This window comes from Pelagibius sp. (assembly GCF_028289705.1).
In the GTDB taxonomy this organism is placed as follows: domain Bacteria; phylum Pseudomonadota; class Alphaproteobacteria; order Kiloniellales; family Kiloniellaceae; genus Pelagibius.
This window is the reverse complement of sequence record NZ_JANQOI010000010.1, coordinates 1-17,809: the sequence shown is the minus strand read 5'-3', so window position 1 is coordinate 17,809 and position 17,809 is coordinate 1. Positions and strand designations below refer to the sequence as shown.

General features: G+C 62.3%; 13 protein-coding genes. 8 read left to right on the top strand and 5 right to left on the bottom strand.

Annotated elements, in window-relative coordinates; genetic code table 11:
• Positions 1-6: 6 nt before the first annotated feature.
• Both Q0996_RS00745 and Q0996_RS00740 read right to left on the bottom strand, forming a co-directional pair.
• The gene (locus Q0996_RS00745) at positions 7-471 is read right to left on the bottom strand and encodes a response regulator (protein ID WP_299614981.1); all 465 of its coding nucleotides are present in this window, start codon (positions 469-471) and stop codon (positions 7-9) included.
• Positions 468-2,567, bottom strand: a complete 2,100-nt coding sequence (locus Q0996_RS00740; RefSeq protein ID WP_299614978.1) for an ATP-binding protein — start codon at positions 2,565-2,567, stop codon at positions 468-470. Before Q0996_RS00740 ends, Q0996_RS00745 begins: the two co-directional genes overlap by 4 nt.
• Positions 2,568-2,940: 373 nt before the next feature.
• Between Q0996_RS00740 and Q0996_RS00735 the strand changes: the two genes are divergently transcribed.
• The 4 genes from Q0996_RS00735 to Q0996_RS00720 all read left to right on the top strand — a co-directional run bounded on the left by Q0996_RS00735 (position 2,941) and on the right by Q0996_RS00720 (position 8,662).
• Positions 2,941-4,041 carry a hypothetical protein gene (locus tag Q0996_RS00735; RefSeq protein WP_299614976.1) on the top strand — a complete coding sequence of 367 codons (1,101 nt, stop codon included), beginning with the start codon at positions 2,941-2,943 and terminating at the stop codon, positions 4,039-4,041.
• An 81-nt stretch (positions 4,042-4,122) separates the two neighbouring features.
• Positions 4,123-6,468: an MFS transporter gene (locus tag Q0996_RS00730; protein ID WP_299614975.1), complete on the top strand. Its 2,346-nt coding sequence runs from the start codon at positions 4,123-4,125 to the stop codon at positions 6,466-6,468.
• A 2-nt stretch (positions 6,469-6,470) separates the two neighbouring features.
• A complete protein-coding gene (locus Q0996_RS00725; RefSeq protein ID WP_299614973.1) occupies positions 6,471-7,652 on the top strand; it encodes an ABC transporter substrate-binding protein in 1,182 nt (393 codons plus the stop codon).
• Between the two features lie 206 nt (positions 7,653-7,858).
• Complete coding sequence (locus Q0996_RS00720) at positions 7,859-8,662, top strand: glycoside hydrolase family 16 protein (protein WP_299614971.1); 804 nt, start codon at positions 7,859-7,861, stop codon at positions 8,660-8,662.
• A gap of 40 nt (positions 8,663-8,702) precedes the next feature.
• Here the strand turns inward: Q0996_RS00720 and Q0996_RS00715 are convergent, their stop codons facing one another.
• From Q0996_RS00715 to Q0996_RS00705, 3 genes are all read right to left on the bottom strand, one after another.
• A complete protein-coding gene (locus tag Q0996_RS00715; RefSeq protein ID WP_299614969.1) occupies positions 8,703-9,128 on the bottom strand; it encodes a response regulator in 426 nt (141 codons plus the stop codon).
• A complete protein-coding gene (locus tag Q0996_RS00710) occupies positions 9,125-10,624 on the bottom strand; it encodes a PAS domain S-box protein (protein ID WP_299614967.1) in 1,500 nt (499 codons plus the stop codon). Before Q0996_RS00710 ends, Q0996_RS00715 begins: the two co-directional genes overlap by 4 nt.
• A gap of 114 nt (positions 10,625-10,738) precedes the next feature.
• Positions 10,739-12,589, bottom strand: a complete 1,851-nt coding sequence (locus Q0996_RS00705; RefSeq protein ID WP_299614964.1) for an acyltransferase family protein — start codon at positions 12,587-12,589, stop codon at positions 10,739-10,741.
• Positions 12,590-12,788: 199 nt separating this feature from the next.
• Here Q0996_RS00705 and Q0996_RS00700 point away from each other — a divergent pair, with 199 nt between their 5' ends.
• From Q0996_RS00700 to Q0996_RS00685, 4 genes are all read left to right on the top strand, one after another.
• Positions 12,789-13,589 (top strand): SdiA-regulated domain-containing protein, encoded by an 801-nt coding sequence (locus Q0996_RS00700; protein ID WP_299614962.1) that lies wholly within the window; start codon positions 12,789-12,791, stop codon positions 13,587-13,589.
• A 165-nt stretch (positions 13,590-13,754) separates the two neighbouring features.
• A complete protein-coding gene (gene zigA / locus Q0996_RS00695) occupies positions 13,755-14,975 on the top strand; it encodes a zinc metallochaperone GTPase ZigA (protein WP_299614960.1) in 1,221 nt (406 codons plus the stop codon).
• Positions 14,972-15,673 (top strand): DUF1826 domain-containing protein, encoded by a 702-nt coding sequence (locus Q0996_RS00690; protein WP_299614958.1) that lies wholly within the window; start codon positions 14,972-14,974, stop codon positions 15,671-15,673. The genes zigA and Q0996_RS00690 overlap by 4 nt, the downstream gene beginning before the upstream one ends.
• 204 nt (positions 15,674-15,877) lie before the next feature.
• Positions 15,878-17,596: an adenylate/guanylate cyclase domain-containing protein gene (locus tag Q0996_RS00685; protein WP_299614956.1), complete on the top strand. Its 1,719-nt coding sequence runs from the start codon at positions 15,878-15,880 to the stop codon at positions 17,594-17,596.
• Positions 17,597-17,809 lie beyond the last annotated feature (213 nt).

Sequence of the window (17,809 nt, the reverse complement as noted above, 5' to 3'; positions counted from 1 at the left end):
CCCGGCTTAGGTCTCTGCCATCACTTCGGCCGGCGGCAGCTCGACGATCTGGATCCAATAGCTGGTGAGGACCCTCACCAAATCGACCAGACCCTCAAATGTGACCGGCTTGGTGATGAAGGAATTCACCCCGGTATCGTAGGTCCGCAAGATATCCTCTTCGGCCTTGGAGGTCGTCAGCACGACGATGGGAATCTGCTTGAGGTTCGGATCCTTCTTGATCTCGACCAGCGCTTCGCGCCCGTCCATGCGCGGCATGTTGAGATCGAGCAGAATGATACCGGGCCGGGGCGAGACTTCGGGATTGGCATACTCGCCTTCGTGCCGAAGGTACTCCAGCAGTTCGATTCCGTCCTTCACGAAGTAGAGCTTGTTGCCAAGCTTGCTCTCCAGGAAGGCGTCCTCGATCAACAGACGATCATCGGGATCGTCGTCGGCAACGAGGATCGTGATGGGCTTGCCCGAAGTCATGATGCTTTGCGCTCCTCTTCCTCGCGTCTCACTGTCTCTCCCTTACGGGCGACCGGAAGCTTGACCGTAAAGGTCGTGCCCTCACCAACCACGCTATCCACCGTGATCGAACCGTCGTGTCGTTCGATGATCTTGCGGCAGGTCGCAAGGCCGATGCCGGTGCCTTCAAATTCCTGGTTACCATGCAGACGTTGGAAAATGCTGAAGATGCGCTCCGCATAGCGCATCTCAAATCCGATGCCGTTGTCGACGAACTGGATCTCGCAGCAAGGCCGCGCCTCGTCACCGGTGACGGCGCTGCTGATCTTCACTTTGGGGGCAACACCGTCCCGGTGATACTTGAGGGCATTGCTGACGATGTTCTGGAAGAGCTGGCGCATCTGAACCGTATCGGCATCGATGGTCGGCAGGGACTCCACCTCCACCGTTCCGCGGGTTTCCTCGAGACGGACCTGGAGGTCGGACATGACCTCCTTGGCGATCTGATTGAGATCGCAGGGCTCAAAGGGCCTGCCTTTTGTGGTCACGCGGGAATAGGTCAGCAGATCGTTGATCAACAGCCGCATCCGGCCCGCGGCACTCTGCATGCGCTCCAGGTACATCTGGCCCTGGTCGTCGAGCTGCCCGGTGCAGCGCGTGGCCAGGCGGTCGCCGAAGGCCTCGATCTTGCGCAGCGGTTCCTGCAGATCGTGCGACGCCACCGAAGCGAAGTCCTGAAGCTCGCGGTTCGACCGCGCCAGCGCCGTCTCGCGCTCCTTCAGTTCGGTGATCTCGGTATAGAGAATGACGGTTTCGCCGCCTTCGCCTTTGTGGGTCTGAACCAGCAGCCAGGCCTTGTCGGAGAGGTTGCGCTCCTCGACGTTTGAGTGGACTTCGTCGTCGAAGTCGTCGTCCTCATCCGGCGCTGTAATGCCCAGCCTGCGTTCGGCCTCGTGGAAGTCGGCGAGGCTGGTCCCCGGCTGTAGCTGTTCGGCGAGCTGCGGGTAATAGCTGCGCAGCTTGGCGTTGGCGATCACCAGACTGTCCTGAGCATCGAAAAGGACAAAGCCCTGATTGAGGCTCTCAACGATCGCCTGCCGGGTTCTCACCTCGGCGGCCGCCGCTTCCATCTCGGCTTCCTTGATGCGGGTCGCATCGAGAATGACACCGTTCCAGACCACGGTGCCGTCGGCCTGCTTCAGCGGCTTGGCAATCGCGTGGGTGTACTTGGTGCTGCCGTCGCGCGAGACGATGGTGGCCTCGACGTCCCAGATCTCCAGCCGCCGAGACGCCTCGAGAAGGCGGTCGCGAAAGCCCTCGCGGTAGCCCTCGCCATGACAGTCGAACAGAGCGTTGGGATCCTCCAGGATTTCCCGGGCGGGAACACCGAACAGATCCTCCGCAGAATCGCTGATGTAGGTGTAGCGAATCTGACCATCGGGGGTCACGATCCGCTGATAGACGACGCCAGGCACGGCGTCGCTGAGCACGTCGAAGCGGCTGTCGGCAACCTTCTTGGCCTGCCGGCTGAGGCGGTGAATCACCGCATGGCTTGCCAGGTCCGCCAGGAACTCCACAACCTGCCAGTCCTTGCTGGCAGCGGTAAAGGGCTCTTCGAAATAGAAGGTCAAGGATCCGATGATGAGGCCGTCCTCGTCAGGAACGGGAAGCGCCCAGGCCGCGCGGATACCGGCCCCCAGAAGAGAGCTGCGAAGCTCGTCGCCCAGAGTCTTGGACGGTTGCTGCAGATCGGTCACCAGGACCACCTGGCCCTGGGTGATGCAATGTGCGCCCAGGCTCTTGCACTCTTCTATGGGGCGATGCGCACCGTGTCGGACAATCTCGTTGGACAGGCCCTGTTGCGCCAGGTGGTAAACCAGCCCGGACCGCGGGCTGCGGATTTCGATGCCGCAACCACAAGGTGACAGCTGGTTGGTGGCCGTCGCGAAGATCGGCGCGCAGGTTTCGTCGGTCGATGCCTTGCTGGTGATGTGGCCAAGGACTTCGCTCTGACAGCGCAACAGCCTCAGCAGCAGGTCGTTCTCGAAGCGACTGTCGCTGTCGCTGCTCTGTGTCGCATGCGGATGATAGCCAACGTCGTCCGGCGCTTCGTCCATGTCGCTGGCCGGCCCGGAGTCCCTTGGCTGCGCCCTGATTTCACCCATATCGCGACTGGCCCACAGGTTGTTTGACGAAAGAAGTATTTCGTACGTTTAAGCAATAGTAATTAAGCATTCCTTTATTCCGAGGCCCGAAGTGCCATAAGCGCTACGCGGCATTTTTCATGGAATTTTAACTACCGGAAATTAACGTCTGGCGGCCTGTAGAAATGTTTACGGGGGCTGACGGGATTCCATGGACGTGAACTATCAAGCGCTTGAGCAGGAACCTGCGTTTCGAGTTCGCTGGCTTGATTCCCGTGATCATCCACCCCGGCGCCAGGGGCGGAGCGGTCAACTGGAGCGTCAAATCGAGTGCTTTAAGAGCCGGATGAACATCGCCGTGATCTACGGCGGCGACAAGTGCATCCCCGGCAACGTCATCTACGAGACCCCCAATACCCGTCCCTGGAAAAGCTACGAGGCAGTGGCCCGCGACATCGCCGGCGCCTTGGAGCGGGTAGGATTCCGTTCCGTCCACGTGCTGCCCGACGACATGAGCCTGGGCGACGAGTTGCGCAAGCGGGCCATTCACTTCGCCTGGCTGAATACCGGCGGCATCCAGGGATATAATCCCATGGCCCATGGTCCGGCGATGCTGGAAATGTTCGGCGTCCCCTATGTCGGCCATGACCCGCTGACCACCAGCATCCTGGACAACAAACCGCTGTTCAAGCGGGAGGCCGAATCGCTGGGCCTCAAGACCTCGCCCTTCATCACCTGGCACCTGGCACGCGGGCCCTTCGAGCCCGAGCGGAACACGCACTTCAAGAACGTGTTCGCCGGCTATGACGGGCCTCTTGTCGTCAAACCCGCCTCTGGCCGGGCTTCGCTTCACGTGCATGTCGTCGACGACTGGAAAGACACCTCGGCCGTGGTCGAGCAGGTTTTCCACGCGACCCAGAACCACGTGATCATCGAACGGTTTCTGCCGGGCCGGGAATTCTGCGTCGCGATCGGCGGCCCGGTGACCGCGCGTAACCGCGAGCTTCAGGTCGGTTGCAAGCCCTTCGCCTTTTCCCCGACGGAACGGGTTCTGGAGAGCGATGAGCGCATCTTCACCTCCATGGACCAGAAGCCGATTTCGACCAGTCGGCTGCGGCTGCTGACGCGGGATACCGAGCCGGAGCTCATTGCGAGGCTCGAAGAGATCGCGCTTGAAGTCTATCTCGGCCTCAATCTGGAGACCCTGACCCGCCTTGACCTGCGCATGGCCGAGGACGGCGAGCTCTATATCCTGGAGGCCAACCCTAAACCGGACCTCAAAATGCCGAAAGGCGACAAGATCAGCCTTGTCTGTGCCGGCCTTGCCGAGCACGGCATGGACTACGACGACCTGGTCTTATCCCTGCTTGCAGACAGGATCGATCTGCTTTTCTGCCAACGGCGCGGAACGGTTCATCATCTGCAAACCTTATTCGAGCAACAATAGTCAGGGTTTTGCGCAGCGGACCGAGTTTGGATAATGAAGCAGCGATCCTCCTGGCATAGCGCCGCCTTGGATGGCCTGACGATGGCAATCGTCACGGGGCTGTCCTTGCTGCTGCTGATTTACGTGGGGACCGGTGAGGCAAAGCGGACCTTTACCCAGTTTCAGATCGAGAAGCTCGCGGCTCTGGGCAGAAGCCTGCAGAGCAACATGGAGCATTTCCTGCGCCCGGGCCTGCCGCTGAAGCAGTTTGTCGGCTTTCGGACCAGCGCCGTTTCGTTGCTGACCTCCGATAACACCCTGGCCTCGGTTGCGGCTTTCGATGCCAGCGGACAGATCGTCTTCGAGGCGGGCAGGGAGCCGGCAGAACTGCTGCTGGGCATGGAGCCCATTGCCCAAGACAAGACCCTGCCGTTCAGCGCTTGGCAAAACGACACCACGCTGCAGGTCATTCTTCCCCTGCGCAACCGCTTTGAGAACGTCGGCAGCCTGACCCTCAGCATGCCTCTGGCCGTTGTCGAGGAGCGCGTTGCCGAGAGTTTCAAGCCGGTTTTGCTGGCATCGGCCGTTGCGGCGGTCGGCTTCGGCATCTTTGTGGCCATGCAGGCCTCACAGCTTGCCGGCCGGCGCCGAAGATGGATGCAGGTCGTCTATGGCCTGATTTTCACCAGTATCTCCGCCATAGTCATCGTGACGTTGGTTTCTTTGTATTCCGACGGCGCGCGGGCCAAGACCAAGGGCCTGGCCGATTCCCTCGGCCAACGAATCGACAACGTCTTGGAGCTCAACCTCAATATTCTGGAGGTGCAGGGGCTTGAGAAGGTCTTTGCCGACTTCAAGGAACTCAACTCGGACATCCGCTCCGCCGGGCTGGTGATCGACGGCAAGGTCGCCATTCATACCAACAGCGCCTCCATCGGACGGCCGTGGCGAAGTAACAGCAACGACTACGAGTACCTGCTGGATGTCGGCACATCGGCAGGCCGCTCCGTCCAGGTCGCCGTGTCGGTGCCCGGCGATATCGTCGTGCGACAGACCATACGCAGCGTGAAGAACTTCGCCGCTCTGTTCCTGGCATCCGCCTTCATGGCCGGCGTGTTTCTGCAGTTCGCCGGCTCGGTACAGATGGCGAAACGCCCCAGGGACGCTTTGGACGCGGTTCCGGACGCGACCGAGGACCAGCGAGCCCTCTTGCTGGTCAAACCGGTGTTCTTCGTCGCCGTGCTCTCGGAACACCTCACCTACGCCTTCCTGCCGCAGTTCATCCAGGCTGCCGCCTTGAATGCGGGGCTGTCCGAGGCCGCCGCATCGCTGGGCTTTACCAGTTACTTCATCGCCTTCGCGTCGAGTCTGATACCTGCGGGATTCTTTGCCCAGCGGCGGCACGGCGCGCGACCGCTCATGTATCTGGGCCTGGTCTTCTCGGCTGCGGGCCTTTCGATTCTCGCGCTCTACCCGACCTTCGAAGCGGTGATTCTCGCCCGCATTCTCTCCGGCCTCGGGCAGGGTATGCTGTTTATCGGGGTGCAATCCTACATCCTGGCGACAGCCGCGCGCTCGGAGCGGACCCAGGGCAATGCGATCATCGTGTTCGGCTTCCAGGGCGGCATGATCTCTGGCATGGCCATCGGCTCGCTGCTGGTCACACAGCTCGGTCCCCAGGGTGTGTTCCTGATCGGCAGTTCCGTTGCTTTTGTGATGATGCTCTACACCCTGGTCGTCGTGCCGCCGGTGAAAATGAACGCGGCCACCGCCGCCAAGGCGCGGAGCATCCTGACGGACATCGCCGACGTGGTTCGCAGCTTTGAGTTCCTGCGCACCATCATGCTGATCGGCATCCCCGCCAAGGCGGTGCTTACCGGCGTCATCATCTTCGCCTTGCCGCTGCTGATGCAGGCGGCCGAATACCGCCAGGAAGACATCGGCCAGGTGCTGATGATCTACGCGGTCGCGGTGGTCATCTCCAGTGCCTATATCTCACGCACCGTCGACCGCTCGGGGCAGACCAATTCGGTCCTCGTGATCGGCGCCCTGCTGTCCGGGCTGGGTATGGTGGTCATCGGCCTCACCGCAAACACCGACCACGGCCTGCTGACCAGCAGCTCCATGGTTTCGACCCTGATGCTGGTGTTGGGCGCCGCGACGGTCGGTGCCGCCCATGGATTCATCAATGCGCCGGTCGTGACCCATGTGGTGAACTCCAAGCTGTCACGCCAGATCGGCGAGGCCTCGACCTCCGCCGCCTACCGCTTCCTGGAGCGCATCGGACACGTGGCCGGCCCTCTGGTCGTCGGTCAGCTCTTCGCCTTCTATGGCCAAAGCCCCACGATCATTCTGCAAATCGGTATCGGTGTGGCGGTTCTCGGGCTGCTTTTTGCGATCCGCCCCACTCCCTACAACGATCTCGCCAGCGAGAGAGAGGAAAGCTGACAATGACCCAGACGCATATGCTTCACCGCATCTTCGTCGCCTGCTCAATTGTGGTCTGCCTGATGCTTCTGGCGGGTTCGCCTGCCAGGGCGGCCGAGCCGGGCTACAGCAGTTGGTTCCGCTATGAAGCGACCCTGGGGGCCCAGTGGGACTTCACCGCGGTCGAGGGCGACGAGAACCAGGTCCGCATCACCCGGATCGACGGCTCGGGCCCGGCGCGCAAGGTCTTCGTGCTCTATCCCAAGCCTTCGTCGGCCTACGACGTCGCCATCTCCAAGATCCTGACGGTCTTCGCCAACAAGGGCGTCAATGCCGAGTTCACCGTCTACAACTACGGGGGTGACGAAAAGCAGGGCGAGCAGGCCATTGCGATGGCCGAGAAGAACGGCAGCGAACTGATCTTTTCCATGGGCTCGCGCTCGACCGCCTATCTCTGGAACAACTACAAGGGCGGCGAAATCCCGGTGGTTTCCGTCTGTTCCAAGGACCCGGTGCTGCTCGGCCAGATGGACTCCTACGATCACGGCTCCGGCACCAATTTCGCCTTCACCTCGCTGAACATGCCGGTCGAAGTCCAGATGGCCTACATCGTGGACTTCATGCCCGACCTGAGGAACTTCGCCATCCTGGTCGACAGCCAGAACGTCAGCGCCGTCGAGACCCAGGCCAATCCCATGGCCGAACTGGCCCGGGAGAAGGGCATCAACGTGGTGATGCTGTCCGTTGACGATCCGAAGAACGCGGCCGCCGAACTGGACACGCTGGTCCCCTCCGCCGTGGCGACCATGCGCAAGTCGGACCCGCTTCTGGAGCGCAGCATCTTCTGGATCACCGGCAGCACCGCCGTGTTCCGTGAGATCGAGACCATCAATGCCAATGCCGACCGGGTTCCGGTCCTCAGCGTGGTTCCCGAGGTGGTTGCCGAGGGCCCGGACAGCGCCGTAATGTCCATCGGCATCAGCTTTGAGAGCAACGCCCACCTGGCGAGCCTCTACGGCTACAGCGTGCTTCAGGGCACGGCCAAGGTGAGCGACCTGCGGGTCGGCATCGTCTCCCCGCCGGACATCGCCATCAACTTCCTGAAGGTGCGGGAAATCGGCCTCGATATCCCTTTCAACTTCATCGAGAGCGCGACCTTCATCTACGGCTACGACGGTCAGGCCGTGCGCAGCACTGGCGGCTGAACCGCCTGAAGTCTCGGTTTCTGGGGGAGCGCTTCTTACCAGGGGCGCTCCCCCAGTCCTTTTCGGTTCCCCGATCCGATTGTTTCCGCGTTCCATAGGGCACGGAGGAGCCTGCGCCCAAAAAAGGACAGAGGCCGCCGCGGTGCCCACGGGCTTAGGCTGTCGGCTCCGCGCAGCGTCGCAGGATCGGAGAAGGGCGGAGCAGGATGGTACTCTCCCGTGGCCCGGGCATCCCGGCCGGCGCGCTCGCGGCTCTTTTTCTCGTGAACCTTCTGGCGCTCCCGGATCGCGCACCGGCGGAGCCGGCCCGCACCGGGGCCTCCTTCGTCGAGGAGTTCGACCGGCTTAACGAGAAACGCTGGTACATCTCCGATGGCTGGGCCAACGGCACCTATCAGAACTGCCTTTGGTCCGCCGACCAGGTCAGCGTGGGTGAGGGCACACTGCGCCTGTCGTTCGCTGAGCGGCCGAGTGGGGAGCGGCGCTATGCCTGCGCCGAAGTTCAGAGCAGGCAGCGCTTCGGCCACGGGGTCTATGAGGCCCGCATGAAGGCTGTCGCCGGCTCCGGCTTCAACACGGCCTTCTTCACCTACATCGGTCCGGTCCACAAGCAGCCCTGGCACGAGATCGACTTCGAGATCCTGGGCAAGGATACCTCCCGGGTACAGCTCAATCACTTCGTCGACGGAAAGGGCCGCAACGAAACGCTGGCGACGCTTCCCGGCGACGCGGAGGCCGCGTTTCACGACTATGCCTTCGTCTGGGAGAAGAACCGCCTGCGCTTTTTCGTGAACGGGCAACTGGTCCACACGGTGACCGATCCGCAGAAGCTGCCGGCCCGGCCCATGAAGATCCTCTTCAGCCTCTGGGCAAGCGAGACCATGCCGCAATGGCTCGGAGGCTTCAGCGACCCGGGCAAACCCGTTTCCGCGGTCGTCGCCCGGGTGTCCTACACGGCCCCCGGCGATCCCTGCCAGTACCCGGACTCGCTGGTCTGCAGACTCGACTGACGGCGGTGCCGATCAGATCGGCGCGGCGACGGTGCCGCGCTCAGACCCGATAGTAGCGTTCGACCATGTTCTTGACGTCCGCCTCGGTGAGCGGCTTGACGATGTAGTCCTTGACGAAGCCATAGGAGTAGGCCTCCTTCTTGTCTTCGGCGTGGTTGGAGGACGAGAACATCAGAACCACCATGTAGTCCGGGCAGTCCTCATCCGCGCCCAGGCTGTTGCGGATCGATTCCAGAACCTCGAAGCCGGTCATGCGGGGCATGTTGATGTCGAGCAGCACCAGGATCGGCGGCGGTGCGACGCCGATCTCCTCGGCGCGGCGCCGTTCGTCCGTGATGACCTCGAGAAACTCGTCGCCGGCCTGGAACTCCACCACTTTGGAGTCGATACCCGACTGCTTGACGACGCGGTTAACGATATAGCGGTCGACCTCTTCGTCATCGACGACCACGATGGGAACCTTCATTGTGCCACCTCCAGGATCTGGTCCGTCGCCGGGCGTACACCGTCTTCGTGCTGCCGCGGCAGCACGACCGTGAAGATCGAGCCTTCGTCAGAGCTTTCGACTGTGACATCCCCGCCCAAACGCAGTACGTTCTTCTTGACCAGCGCCAGGCCGACGCCGTTGCCAGGCTCGCTGCTGTCGGCGATCCGCTTGAAGAGCTGAAAGACCGTTCCCTGGTACTGTTCCGGGATCCCGACGCCATTGTCCCGCACCGCCAGGTGAAAACGGCCGCCCTGGTCCCAGGTCTCGACCCTGATCTCGTGCTCGGCTTTCTTCGGATCGCGATATTTGATGGCATTGCTCAGGAGGTTTTCCAGCACGATGTGAAAGCGTGCCGGAACCGTTCGCAGGGGATCGACGTGGTCGAACCGGGTCGAGAAGCGGATCTCGGTCTCCACGCCGCTCTGCAGAATCTGCCAGACCGTGGCGACCTCGTCGCAAACCGAGAGCCCGGCCCAGCCGTCGTCCTGTCTGTCCGACTTCGCCAGGGTCAGCATGTCTTCGATGCGCCCGGCCAGACGGCTGCCCAGATCGCGCGCGCGCTTCAGGTTAAACTGCGCCTCTTCGTGGTCGCCGGAGTCCAGGTCGCCCGTGATCAGGTCCAGGAGCCCGACCATCGAGGACAGCGGCGACTTCAGGTCGTGGGAGGCGCTGTAGGCGAACTCAGAGAGTTCGCGGTTCAGGCGTTCAAGCTCCTCGTTCTTCCGACGGATCGACTCTTCGATCAGCTTGCGTTCGCTGATGTCGATCACGGTTGCCATGATCAACCGTCCGTCGATGCCGTCGATGGGCGTCAGGCCGATTTCCACCGGGAACTCTGTGCCATCCTTCCGGCGCCCGAACAGATCGCGCCCCACGCCCATGTCACGCCGGTCGCGCGTGTTCTGGTAGCTGACCCGGAAGACGGTGTGCTTGCGGCGGTAGCGTTCCGGCACCAGAACCTCGATGGCTTGGCCGAGCAGCTCTTTCGGCTCATAGCCGAACATCATACCGGTCTGCTCGTTGACGAGTTCGATCTTGCCGTGGTCGTTGATCATGACCATGGCGCTGGAGGCGGCATCGAGGGCGCGGCGAATTCTCGTCTCGCCGGCCTTGCGTTCGCGGATGTCGAGCACCGAGACCATGACCAGCGTGGTGCCGTCCGACTGGATCGGATCGAGGCCGATCTCCACGGGAATCTTCTCGCCGTCCTTGCGCACGCCGAACAGATCGCGGCCGGTGCCCATGTCGCGGCTGGTCGGCACCTCAAAGAACGCCTGACGAAGCTCGGGATGAGCGTCCCGTATCTCCTCCGGCACCAGCAGGTCGACCGATTGGCCCCAAAGAGCCTGCTCGTGGTACCCGAACAGGCTGTCGAAGCGCCGGTTCGTCAGCACGATGACGCCATCCTGCGCGACCAGCATCAAAGGGGTCGGGCAAGCCTCGACAGCGATCCTGTATTCTTCCTTGATTTCCATGAACTAAACATAACTGTTAGATGTTATGTATAGCACCGATTCGGCGTAAAAAAACGCTTAACCGCAACCGCAGGGATTGGCCCTCCGGTCTCCACGCTCAACTGAAGGCCACGCTCATGGCGTCAGGGGAAAGAAGGCGGCCACCGCCTTGCCGCTGCCGTAGACCGAGAAGTGCTCGGCGTCCTCGTAGAGGAAGCGGCCGCGTTCCCGATAGGGACAGAGCCTGCCTTCGCAGAGCACACGCAGCGGATCGATGAAGTTGGCCGATCCGGCAAGGGCCTTCAGTTCGGCGTTGATAGCCGGGTCGAAAAAGACCGTCCAGCGGTCCACCCCGGCAGCCGCGCGGTTTCCCTTGCTGTGGGCGATGACCTGCACGTCGGCGGAGAACTGCGGCGACTGCCCGATGACATGAACCTTCACATCCAGCGGCGCGAGCTTCGACAGGGTGCTCTGCAGTTCACCCAGCCCGCGACTCTGCAGGTCGGTCCAGCGCGCACCGAGGACCACCGCGTCGATGTCCAGATCCTCGACGAGCGTCAGGGCATGGGCGTTGAAGGCCGTGCAGCGCGGGCGCGCATGGGAGTAGTAGGAGAGGATCGGCGGGCAGCCGGCCGCCGTGTACTGCACGACCTGCGCGCCGTTCAGCGCAGCGTTGGCCATGATGCCCGGAACGTAGTGGGCGGCATGGGAGTCGCCCCAAAGCAGCACCTTCGGCCCGCTGCCTTCGGTGATGGTGCAGGCTTCGGCGTCCCAGCGGCGGTGATCCGGGTTGTTGGCGAGGAAGCAGGTGCCCTGATTCCAGTGCTGATGCCCGGCGATGGTCTGCTCCTTGAAGTCCGTCATGCGGTGGGGAAACCCCTCGGCGGCGATTCCGACTGCACCGACCACCGCAAAGACAGCGATGGTCGCGACCCCGCCGGCCAGGAGCCGCGGCTGGGTGATCGCCGGGTGAGGGCGCCGGAAGGGCTGTTCGACGTAACGCCAGGAGAGGGCGGCCAGGATGAAGCTGGCGGCGAGCATCGCCAGGGTCTGGGCCACCGTCGGGTGGTCCAGCGACTGATAGCGCAGGAAAGAGACGATGGGCCAGTGCACGAGATAGAGCGAATAGGAGATCAGCCCGATGGCGACCAGCGGGCGGAGTGACAGCAGGGTGGTTGCCAGGGGCCGCGTCGCCGACATGCCGGCATAGATCAGCAGCGCGCTGCCGAGGCAGGGGTAAAGCGCGTTCAGCCCGGGGAAGGGAGTGGTCTCATCGAAGGTGAACACGGCAATACCGATCAACACCAGACCCGCCCCGCCGATACCCTCCGCCAGCCAGCGGCTCTGCACCCGCGGGACTCGGCCGAGGGCGAGGGCGGCCCCCAGCAGCAGCTCCCAGGCACGGGTCGGCAGGATGAAGAAGTTCGCCGTCGGCGCCGTTGTCGCGGCATAGGCGCTCAAGGCCAGGCTCGCCAGGATCGCGGGTGAGAGAACCAGCAGCCAGCGCTTTCCAAGAAACCGGTAGATGACGAGCATCGCGATCGGCATGAAGAGGTAGAACTGTTCTTCCACCGACAGCGACCAGGTGTGCAGCAGGGGCCGGAACACCGCATCTGCGGCGAAGTAGCCAGACTCCTTCCAGAAGTAGATGTTGGAGAGAAAGACCGAGGCCGCCAGCAGGCTCTTGGAGAAGTCCAGAAAGAAGGAGGGCAGGAGCAGCAGGTAAGCGAAGACGGCGGTAACGGCGACGGTGACGAAGAGGGCCGGGAAGATGCGCCGCACGCGCCGCGCGTAGAAGCGCCAGACCGAGAACTGATCCTTTTCCAGATCGTCCAGCAAACTGAGGGCGATGACATAGCCGGAGATGACGAAGAACACGTCGACCCCGACGAAGCCGCCGGAAAAGCCCGCCACCCCGGCGTGGAACAGCATCACCGGCAGCACCGCAACGGCCCTGAGACCATCCACGTCAGGGCGGTATTTCATCGGCTCCTCAGGCGATTGGCGGCATTCCCCGGGGCTGATCCTACGCACCGCCGCCGTAAACCTGCTGTGAAGAAGGGGTGACTTCAGCGCCGCCGGACCAAGCGCAAGGAAAGGGCGCATCTACCGCCGTAGATTGGTCCAATTTACGCTATACTCAACTGATGAGTGAGCCAGCTTCGAAAGAACCCAGGAGAGTCCGATGAGCTTCAGTCTGACGTTTCTCGCGCGTTACAGCATCAAGGACAAAGACGCCGGCCTGCTGGAGCCCTCGGGGCTTGTGCTCGCCCATGATCGCAACGGCTTCTGGACCGTCAGCGACGACACCAGGAAGGTCTTCAAGCTGGATCTGAAGGGCCGGGTCGACCGCGGCGATATCTTCGAGATCCCGAAGAAGGGGATGGAAGGCATCACCCTGGATCCGGCGGGCGCGTTCCTGCTGACCGTGCGGGAAGAGAGCAACGAAATCTTCAAGCTGGAAGTCGCCGGCGGCGATGTCGCCCAGCGGAAGAAGCTCGCCAAAATGGCGGGCTTTGACGGCCCGCTGAAATCCTACTTCGACAGCGCCGAAGAGAATAAGGGCCTCGAAGGCATCACCTGGAACGCCCACGACAACACCATCTTCGTCGTCAAGGAAGGCAAGCCCGGCGTGTTGATCGAGGTGTCGTCGGATCTCCGGCGTATCCTTGGCTACAGGCTACTGAACGAGGACAACGGCTTCCGCGACAACGCTTTGCCGGTCCATGAGATCGACTACTCGGGCCTCTGCTACGACAGCGCGCGCAAAGCGATCTGGATCGTCAGCGACAAGGCGCGGCGGCTGTTCCTCTACGACTGGGTCGCCAACCGGGTCATCGACAGCGCCCCCCTCGGTTACAGCATCGACGGCGACTACAAGGAGGTTGAAAAGGCCGAAGGCGTCGCCGTCGACCCGGCCGCCAACCGCCTCTACGTGGTCAGCGACGAGGAGGCGCGGCTCTATGTGTTCGATCTGCGGGGCTAGCCAGAGGGCTTCCGAGACTCTTTAGCGGCCAAGGCGAGACAAAAAGCGAGCTGCGCAGGCGAGCATAGTTGCGCCGCAAGCTTGTAACGTTATATTATTACAGTTCTGGCGAACGCGCATTCCCGCCCGTGCCACAAATTATTATAGAACAAAGGGTTACACATCATGACGGTTGCCCGTTCCCTCCCGGTCACTGTGCTTTCAGGCTTCCTTGGGGCCGGCAAAACGACCTTGATGAACCACATCCTGAACAACCGGGAGGGCAAGCGCGTCGCGGTCATCGTCAACGACATGAGCGAGGTGAACATCGACGCCGACCTCATCCGGGACGGCGGCGCCGATCTGAGCCGCACGGAAGAGACGCTCGTCGAAATGACCAACGGCTGTATCTGCTGCACCTTGCGCGATGACCTTCTCAAGGAAGTCCGGCGTCTCGCGCAGGACGGCCGTTTCGACTACCTGTTGATCGAATCGACCGGCATTTCCGAGCCGCTGCCCGTCGCGGCCACCTTCAGTTTCCGGACGGAAGACGGCGAGAGTCTCGAGGACGTCTCGCGCCTCGATACCATGGTGACCGTGGTCGATGCCGCGAACCTCCTGCGCGATTACGCCTCGACCGATTTCCTCAGGGATCGGGGCGAGGTACTCGGCGAGGAGGACGACCGCACACTCGTCAACCTGCTCGTCGATCAGATCGAATTCGCCGATGTCGTCATCCTGAACAAGATCGACGCCGCGGCTCCGGAACAGCTCGACGCCGCGCGCAAGATCATCCGATCGCTGAACGCCGATGCGGAGCTGATCGAAACCAGCATGTCGCGTGTGCCGCTGGACAAGGTTCTGAACACCGGCCGCTTCGACCACGACAAGGCCCAGGAACATCCGCTGTGGTTCAAGGAGCTTTATGACTTCGCGGAGCATAAGCCCGAGACCGAGGAGTATGGCGTGCGCAGTTTCGTGTATAGGGCCCGCCGCCCTTTTCATCCCGAGAAGTTCCACGCCTTCTTAAACGCCTCCTGGCCAGGCGTCATTCGTGCCAAAGGGCATTTCTGGCTCGCTACCCGCCCGGACTGGGTCGGCGAGTTGAGCCAGGCCGGCGCGCTGGTGCGTCACGAGGCCATGGGGATCTGGTGGTCCAGCGTGCCGAAGGAGCGCTGGCCGGACCATCCGGATTGGCGACGGCACATTGCCGATGCCTGGGATCCGGTCTACGGAGACCGCCGCCAGGAAATCGTCTTTATCGGCACCGACATGGACGAGGCCGCTGTCCGGCGCCGGCTCGATGCCTGCCTTGTCGGCGACGACAACGCCATGAGCATGGAGCCTGCTGTCTGGAGCAGGCTAAAGGACCCCTTTCCGGTCTGGAAGCGGGCCGAACCGGCATGACCGGCCTGCTGAGATCGAAAGGCGAGGCGGCCGAGGGGTCTCCCGCCCCGCTTTCTGCAGGCATTGGGACCTGCGATGAGGCGGAGGGTCTCGCCGCCATCCACAAGCCCGGCATCGAGCTCGTGATCTGGCGGCGGGCGCTCCCCTCATGCCTGCAGACCTGGCTCGAAGACATGGATGCTTCACGTCTGCCTGGTCTTCGGCTTCTCGTTCGGCCCGGCACCTTTCGACATGCGGTGGAACCGCATTTGGACGACTGCGGCATGCCTCCGGGGAACATGCGAGACCTGCTGGTTGCGGACGTCGAAGAGCTTGTCCAGGCGTTCTCGGGAATCACCGGGAGCGATCTGGTTGATGTGCGGCTGGAGCGCGTCCGCGACGATGCCTGTTGGAAATTCCACCGCGACTGTGTCGATGCGCGATTGCTGACGACCTACCGCGGTCCCTCGACCGAGTGGGTGCATCCGCTTCACGCCGAACGCGCCCTGCACGAGCAAACCGCATACGACGGACCGTTGGAGCGCCTGCGGATTCACGACGTGGCCGTCTTCAAGGGAAGTTGCGCCGGACCCGGCAGCGGAATCGTCCATCGCTCACCGCCCATTGCGGGCTCCGGCCAAACGCGATTGCTGCTCTGCCTCAATAAACCATCATCGGCATCGCCGGAGCCGTGGGGGCCGGACCCAGGCCGTACATAGCAGAGCTGACGTCTGCTACGACAGCGAGCGCAGAGCGATCCCGTTGCGGACCCAACGGAGGTCCGCTGGCTGGCGGCCCTATCCGGAATCGCACCTCGGGCGCTTTCTGGAAACCTCTGCAGGCATTTGGTAATCTTCCTCTACCGTGGGAGGGGTTGCCATGAAGTTTCGCCTCTTGAGTCAACCGATCGCTGTGGAGGCGCCGTGATCGACAGGCATATCGCCGCGATCATGTTTGCCGACATCGTCGATTCATCGGGTGCCATGGCGCGCGATGAAGAAGGCGCGGTGTCGAGCTTCATCGATTGGCTGGACACGGTAAGGGCGCGCGTCATTGCCCAAGGCGGTCGCGTGTTCAATACGGCCGGCGATGCCATCCTTGCCGAATTTCCCAGTGCCATCAACGCCTTGCGCGCCGCCATGGAAGCGCGTAGCGGTCTTCCTTCCGGCGATCTGTTCCGCTTCGCTTTGCACGTCGATGACGTCATGATTGTCGAGGACGATCTGCGCGGCGATGGTGTGAATATTGCCGCCCGCTTGCAATCGGCCGCCGAGCCAGGCGACATCGTCGTGACCAGCGACCTTTACCAGCACGTTCGCCGCAAATCGCCCTGCACCTTCGACGATCTCGGAGAGGTCGCGTTCAAGGGCATTGAAGAGCCGCTGCGAATCTTGAAGGTGAGGGCGCCCATCGACCGTCACCGCTTTCAGGTGAGCCCGACACGCGAAGCTGAAGTTACCGCGCCCGAGATCCATCCCAGTTCCGTCGCCGTCATGCCCTTCAAGGTCGCATCCTCGGCCGATGGCGACCAGGAGTTCCTTGCCGAAGGACTAACCGATGATCTCACATTGGAACTGAGCCGCCTGAAATCGATCTTTGTGAGTTCGAGAACGGCGGCTGCGTCCTCAGCACCCGGCGACCCGGTGGAACTGGGCCGGGTGCTTGGCGTTCGGTATCTGGTTTCGGGTTCGATCCGCAAGGCGGGTGACCGTATTCGCGTGAACATCACATTGTCGCATACAGACGACGGGACCGTGGTCTGGTCGGACCGCATTCAGCGTCCGTTCGATGAGATCATGGATGTGCTCGACGAGATCACCGCGCGCATCGCGGCGACCGTTTCGGGACGGATCGAGCAACAGACCATTGCCCGCGCCCGCTTGAAACGGCCAAACGACATGACCGCGTATGAACACTATCTGCGCGGCGTCGACCACCACCGGCTCGGGGGCGTCACCGACGATCACATTCACAAAGCCATTCAATGGTTTGAAAAGGCCCAGCAAGTCGACCCGAACTATGGCCGTCCTTACGCTATGCAGGTTTGCGCCTGGTCTTACCTGCAGGATTTCGATATCGCTGTGGCCGAGAAGAAGCTGGCAAGAGCCCTTTCGCTGGACCCCACCGATCCGGAGGCAAACCGGATCATGGGGATCGTTCAGATCAAGTTGAACGGGGACTACGCGGCCAGCCGGCAGTACCATGAGCGCGCCTTGGAACTGGCGCCCAATGACGCCTATCTCATGGGTCGCTGCGCGGCCTTTTATCTCTTCGCCGGAGAGAGCGACAAGGCGCTGGCGCTCCTGGAACAGGCCGAAACGCTCGATCCCTTTCTGCCCGTCTGGGTTATGGAGGAACGGGTTGCCGCCAACTACGCCCTCGGGCGGTATGAGGACGTGCTGAGCGCGGCGCGGGAGCTTCCATTCCAGACACGCCGCACCAGGGTCTATGTTGCTGCAAGCCTTGTCGCACTCGGCGATTTAGCCGAGGCGCAGGAAGAAATCCGCCGGGGTCTGACCGAAGACCCAAGTCTCTCCGCGGATTACATACGCAGCCAGGAACTTTATCAGGACCAAACCCTTCTCGATGCGCTGATTTCGCGCGCCGCCAAGGCCGGCCTCCCCCATGGCGAGGGCAGCTAGGCCATTCGAATGAGCAACGAGAGCACCTTAGAGCCCGGCCCGAAATGAATGGTCTGATTGCGATCGCTTACCAAAGGCGTCGGCTCCGCATGGCGCTTTAGGGCCTGTTGAGATTCATTTCGCCGTAGTGGTCCGAGCGCATTTGGCCCGCGGTTAGGAGCGACGAGGAAGGACATGCCAGAGCATATTCGACGAGGAGCGACGCGGCCGCGG

Excerpts from the sequence above, each read along its gene's own strand:
- Q0996_RS00715 (WP_299614969.1), bottom strand. The coding sequence starts at position 9,128 with ATGAAGGTTCCCATCGTGGTCGTCGATGACGAAGAGGTCGACCGCTAT.
- Q0996_RS00705 (WP_299614964.1), bottom strand. The coding sequence starts at position 12,589 with ATGAAATACCGCCCTGACGTGGATGGTCTCAGGGCCGTTGCGGTGCTG.
- Q0996_RS00690 (WP_299614958.1), top strand. The coding sequence starts at position 14,972 with ATGACCGGCCTGCTGAGATCGAAAGGCGAGGCGGCCGAGGGGTCTCCC.
- Q0996_RS00700 (WP_299614962.1), top strand. The coding sequence starts at position 12,789 with ATGAGCTTCAGTCTGACGTTTCTCGCGCGTTACAGCATCAAGGACAAA.
- Q0996_RS00730 (WP_299614975.1), top strand. The coding sequence starts at position 4,123 with ATGGCAATCGTCACGGGGCTGTCCTTGCTGCTGCTGATTTACGTGGGG.
- Q0996_RS00725 (WP_299614973.1), top strand. The coding sequence starts at position 6,471 with ATGACCCAGACGCATATGCTTCACCGCATCTTCGTCGCCTGCTCAATT.
- Q0996_RS00740 (WP_299614978.1), bottom strand. The coding sequence starts at position 2,567 with ATGGACGAAGCGCCGGACGACGTTGGCTATCATCCGCATGCGACACAG.
- Q0996_RS00710 (WP_299614967.1), bottom strand. The coding sequence starts at position 10,624 with ATGGAAATCAAGGAAGAATACAGGATCGCTGTCGAGGCTTGCCCGACC.
- Q0996_RS00745 (WP_299614981.1), bottom strand. The coding sequence starts at position 471 with ATGACTTCGGGCAAGCCCATCACGATCCTCGTTGCCGACGACGATCCC.
- Q0996_RS00720 (WP_299614971.1), top strand. The coding sequence starts at position 7,859 with ATGGTACTCTCCCGTGGCCCGGGCATCCCGGCCGGCGCGCTCGCGGCT.
- Q0996_RS00735 (WP_299614976.1), top strand. The coding sequence starts at position 2,941 with ATGAACATCGCCGTGATCTACGGCGGCGACAAGTGCATCCCCGGCAAC.
- zigA (WP_299614960.1), top strand. The coding sequence starts at position 13,755 with ATGACGGTTGCCCGTTCCCTCCCGGTCACTGTGCTTTCAGGCTTCCTT.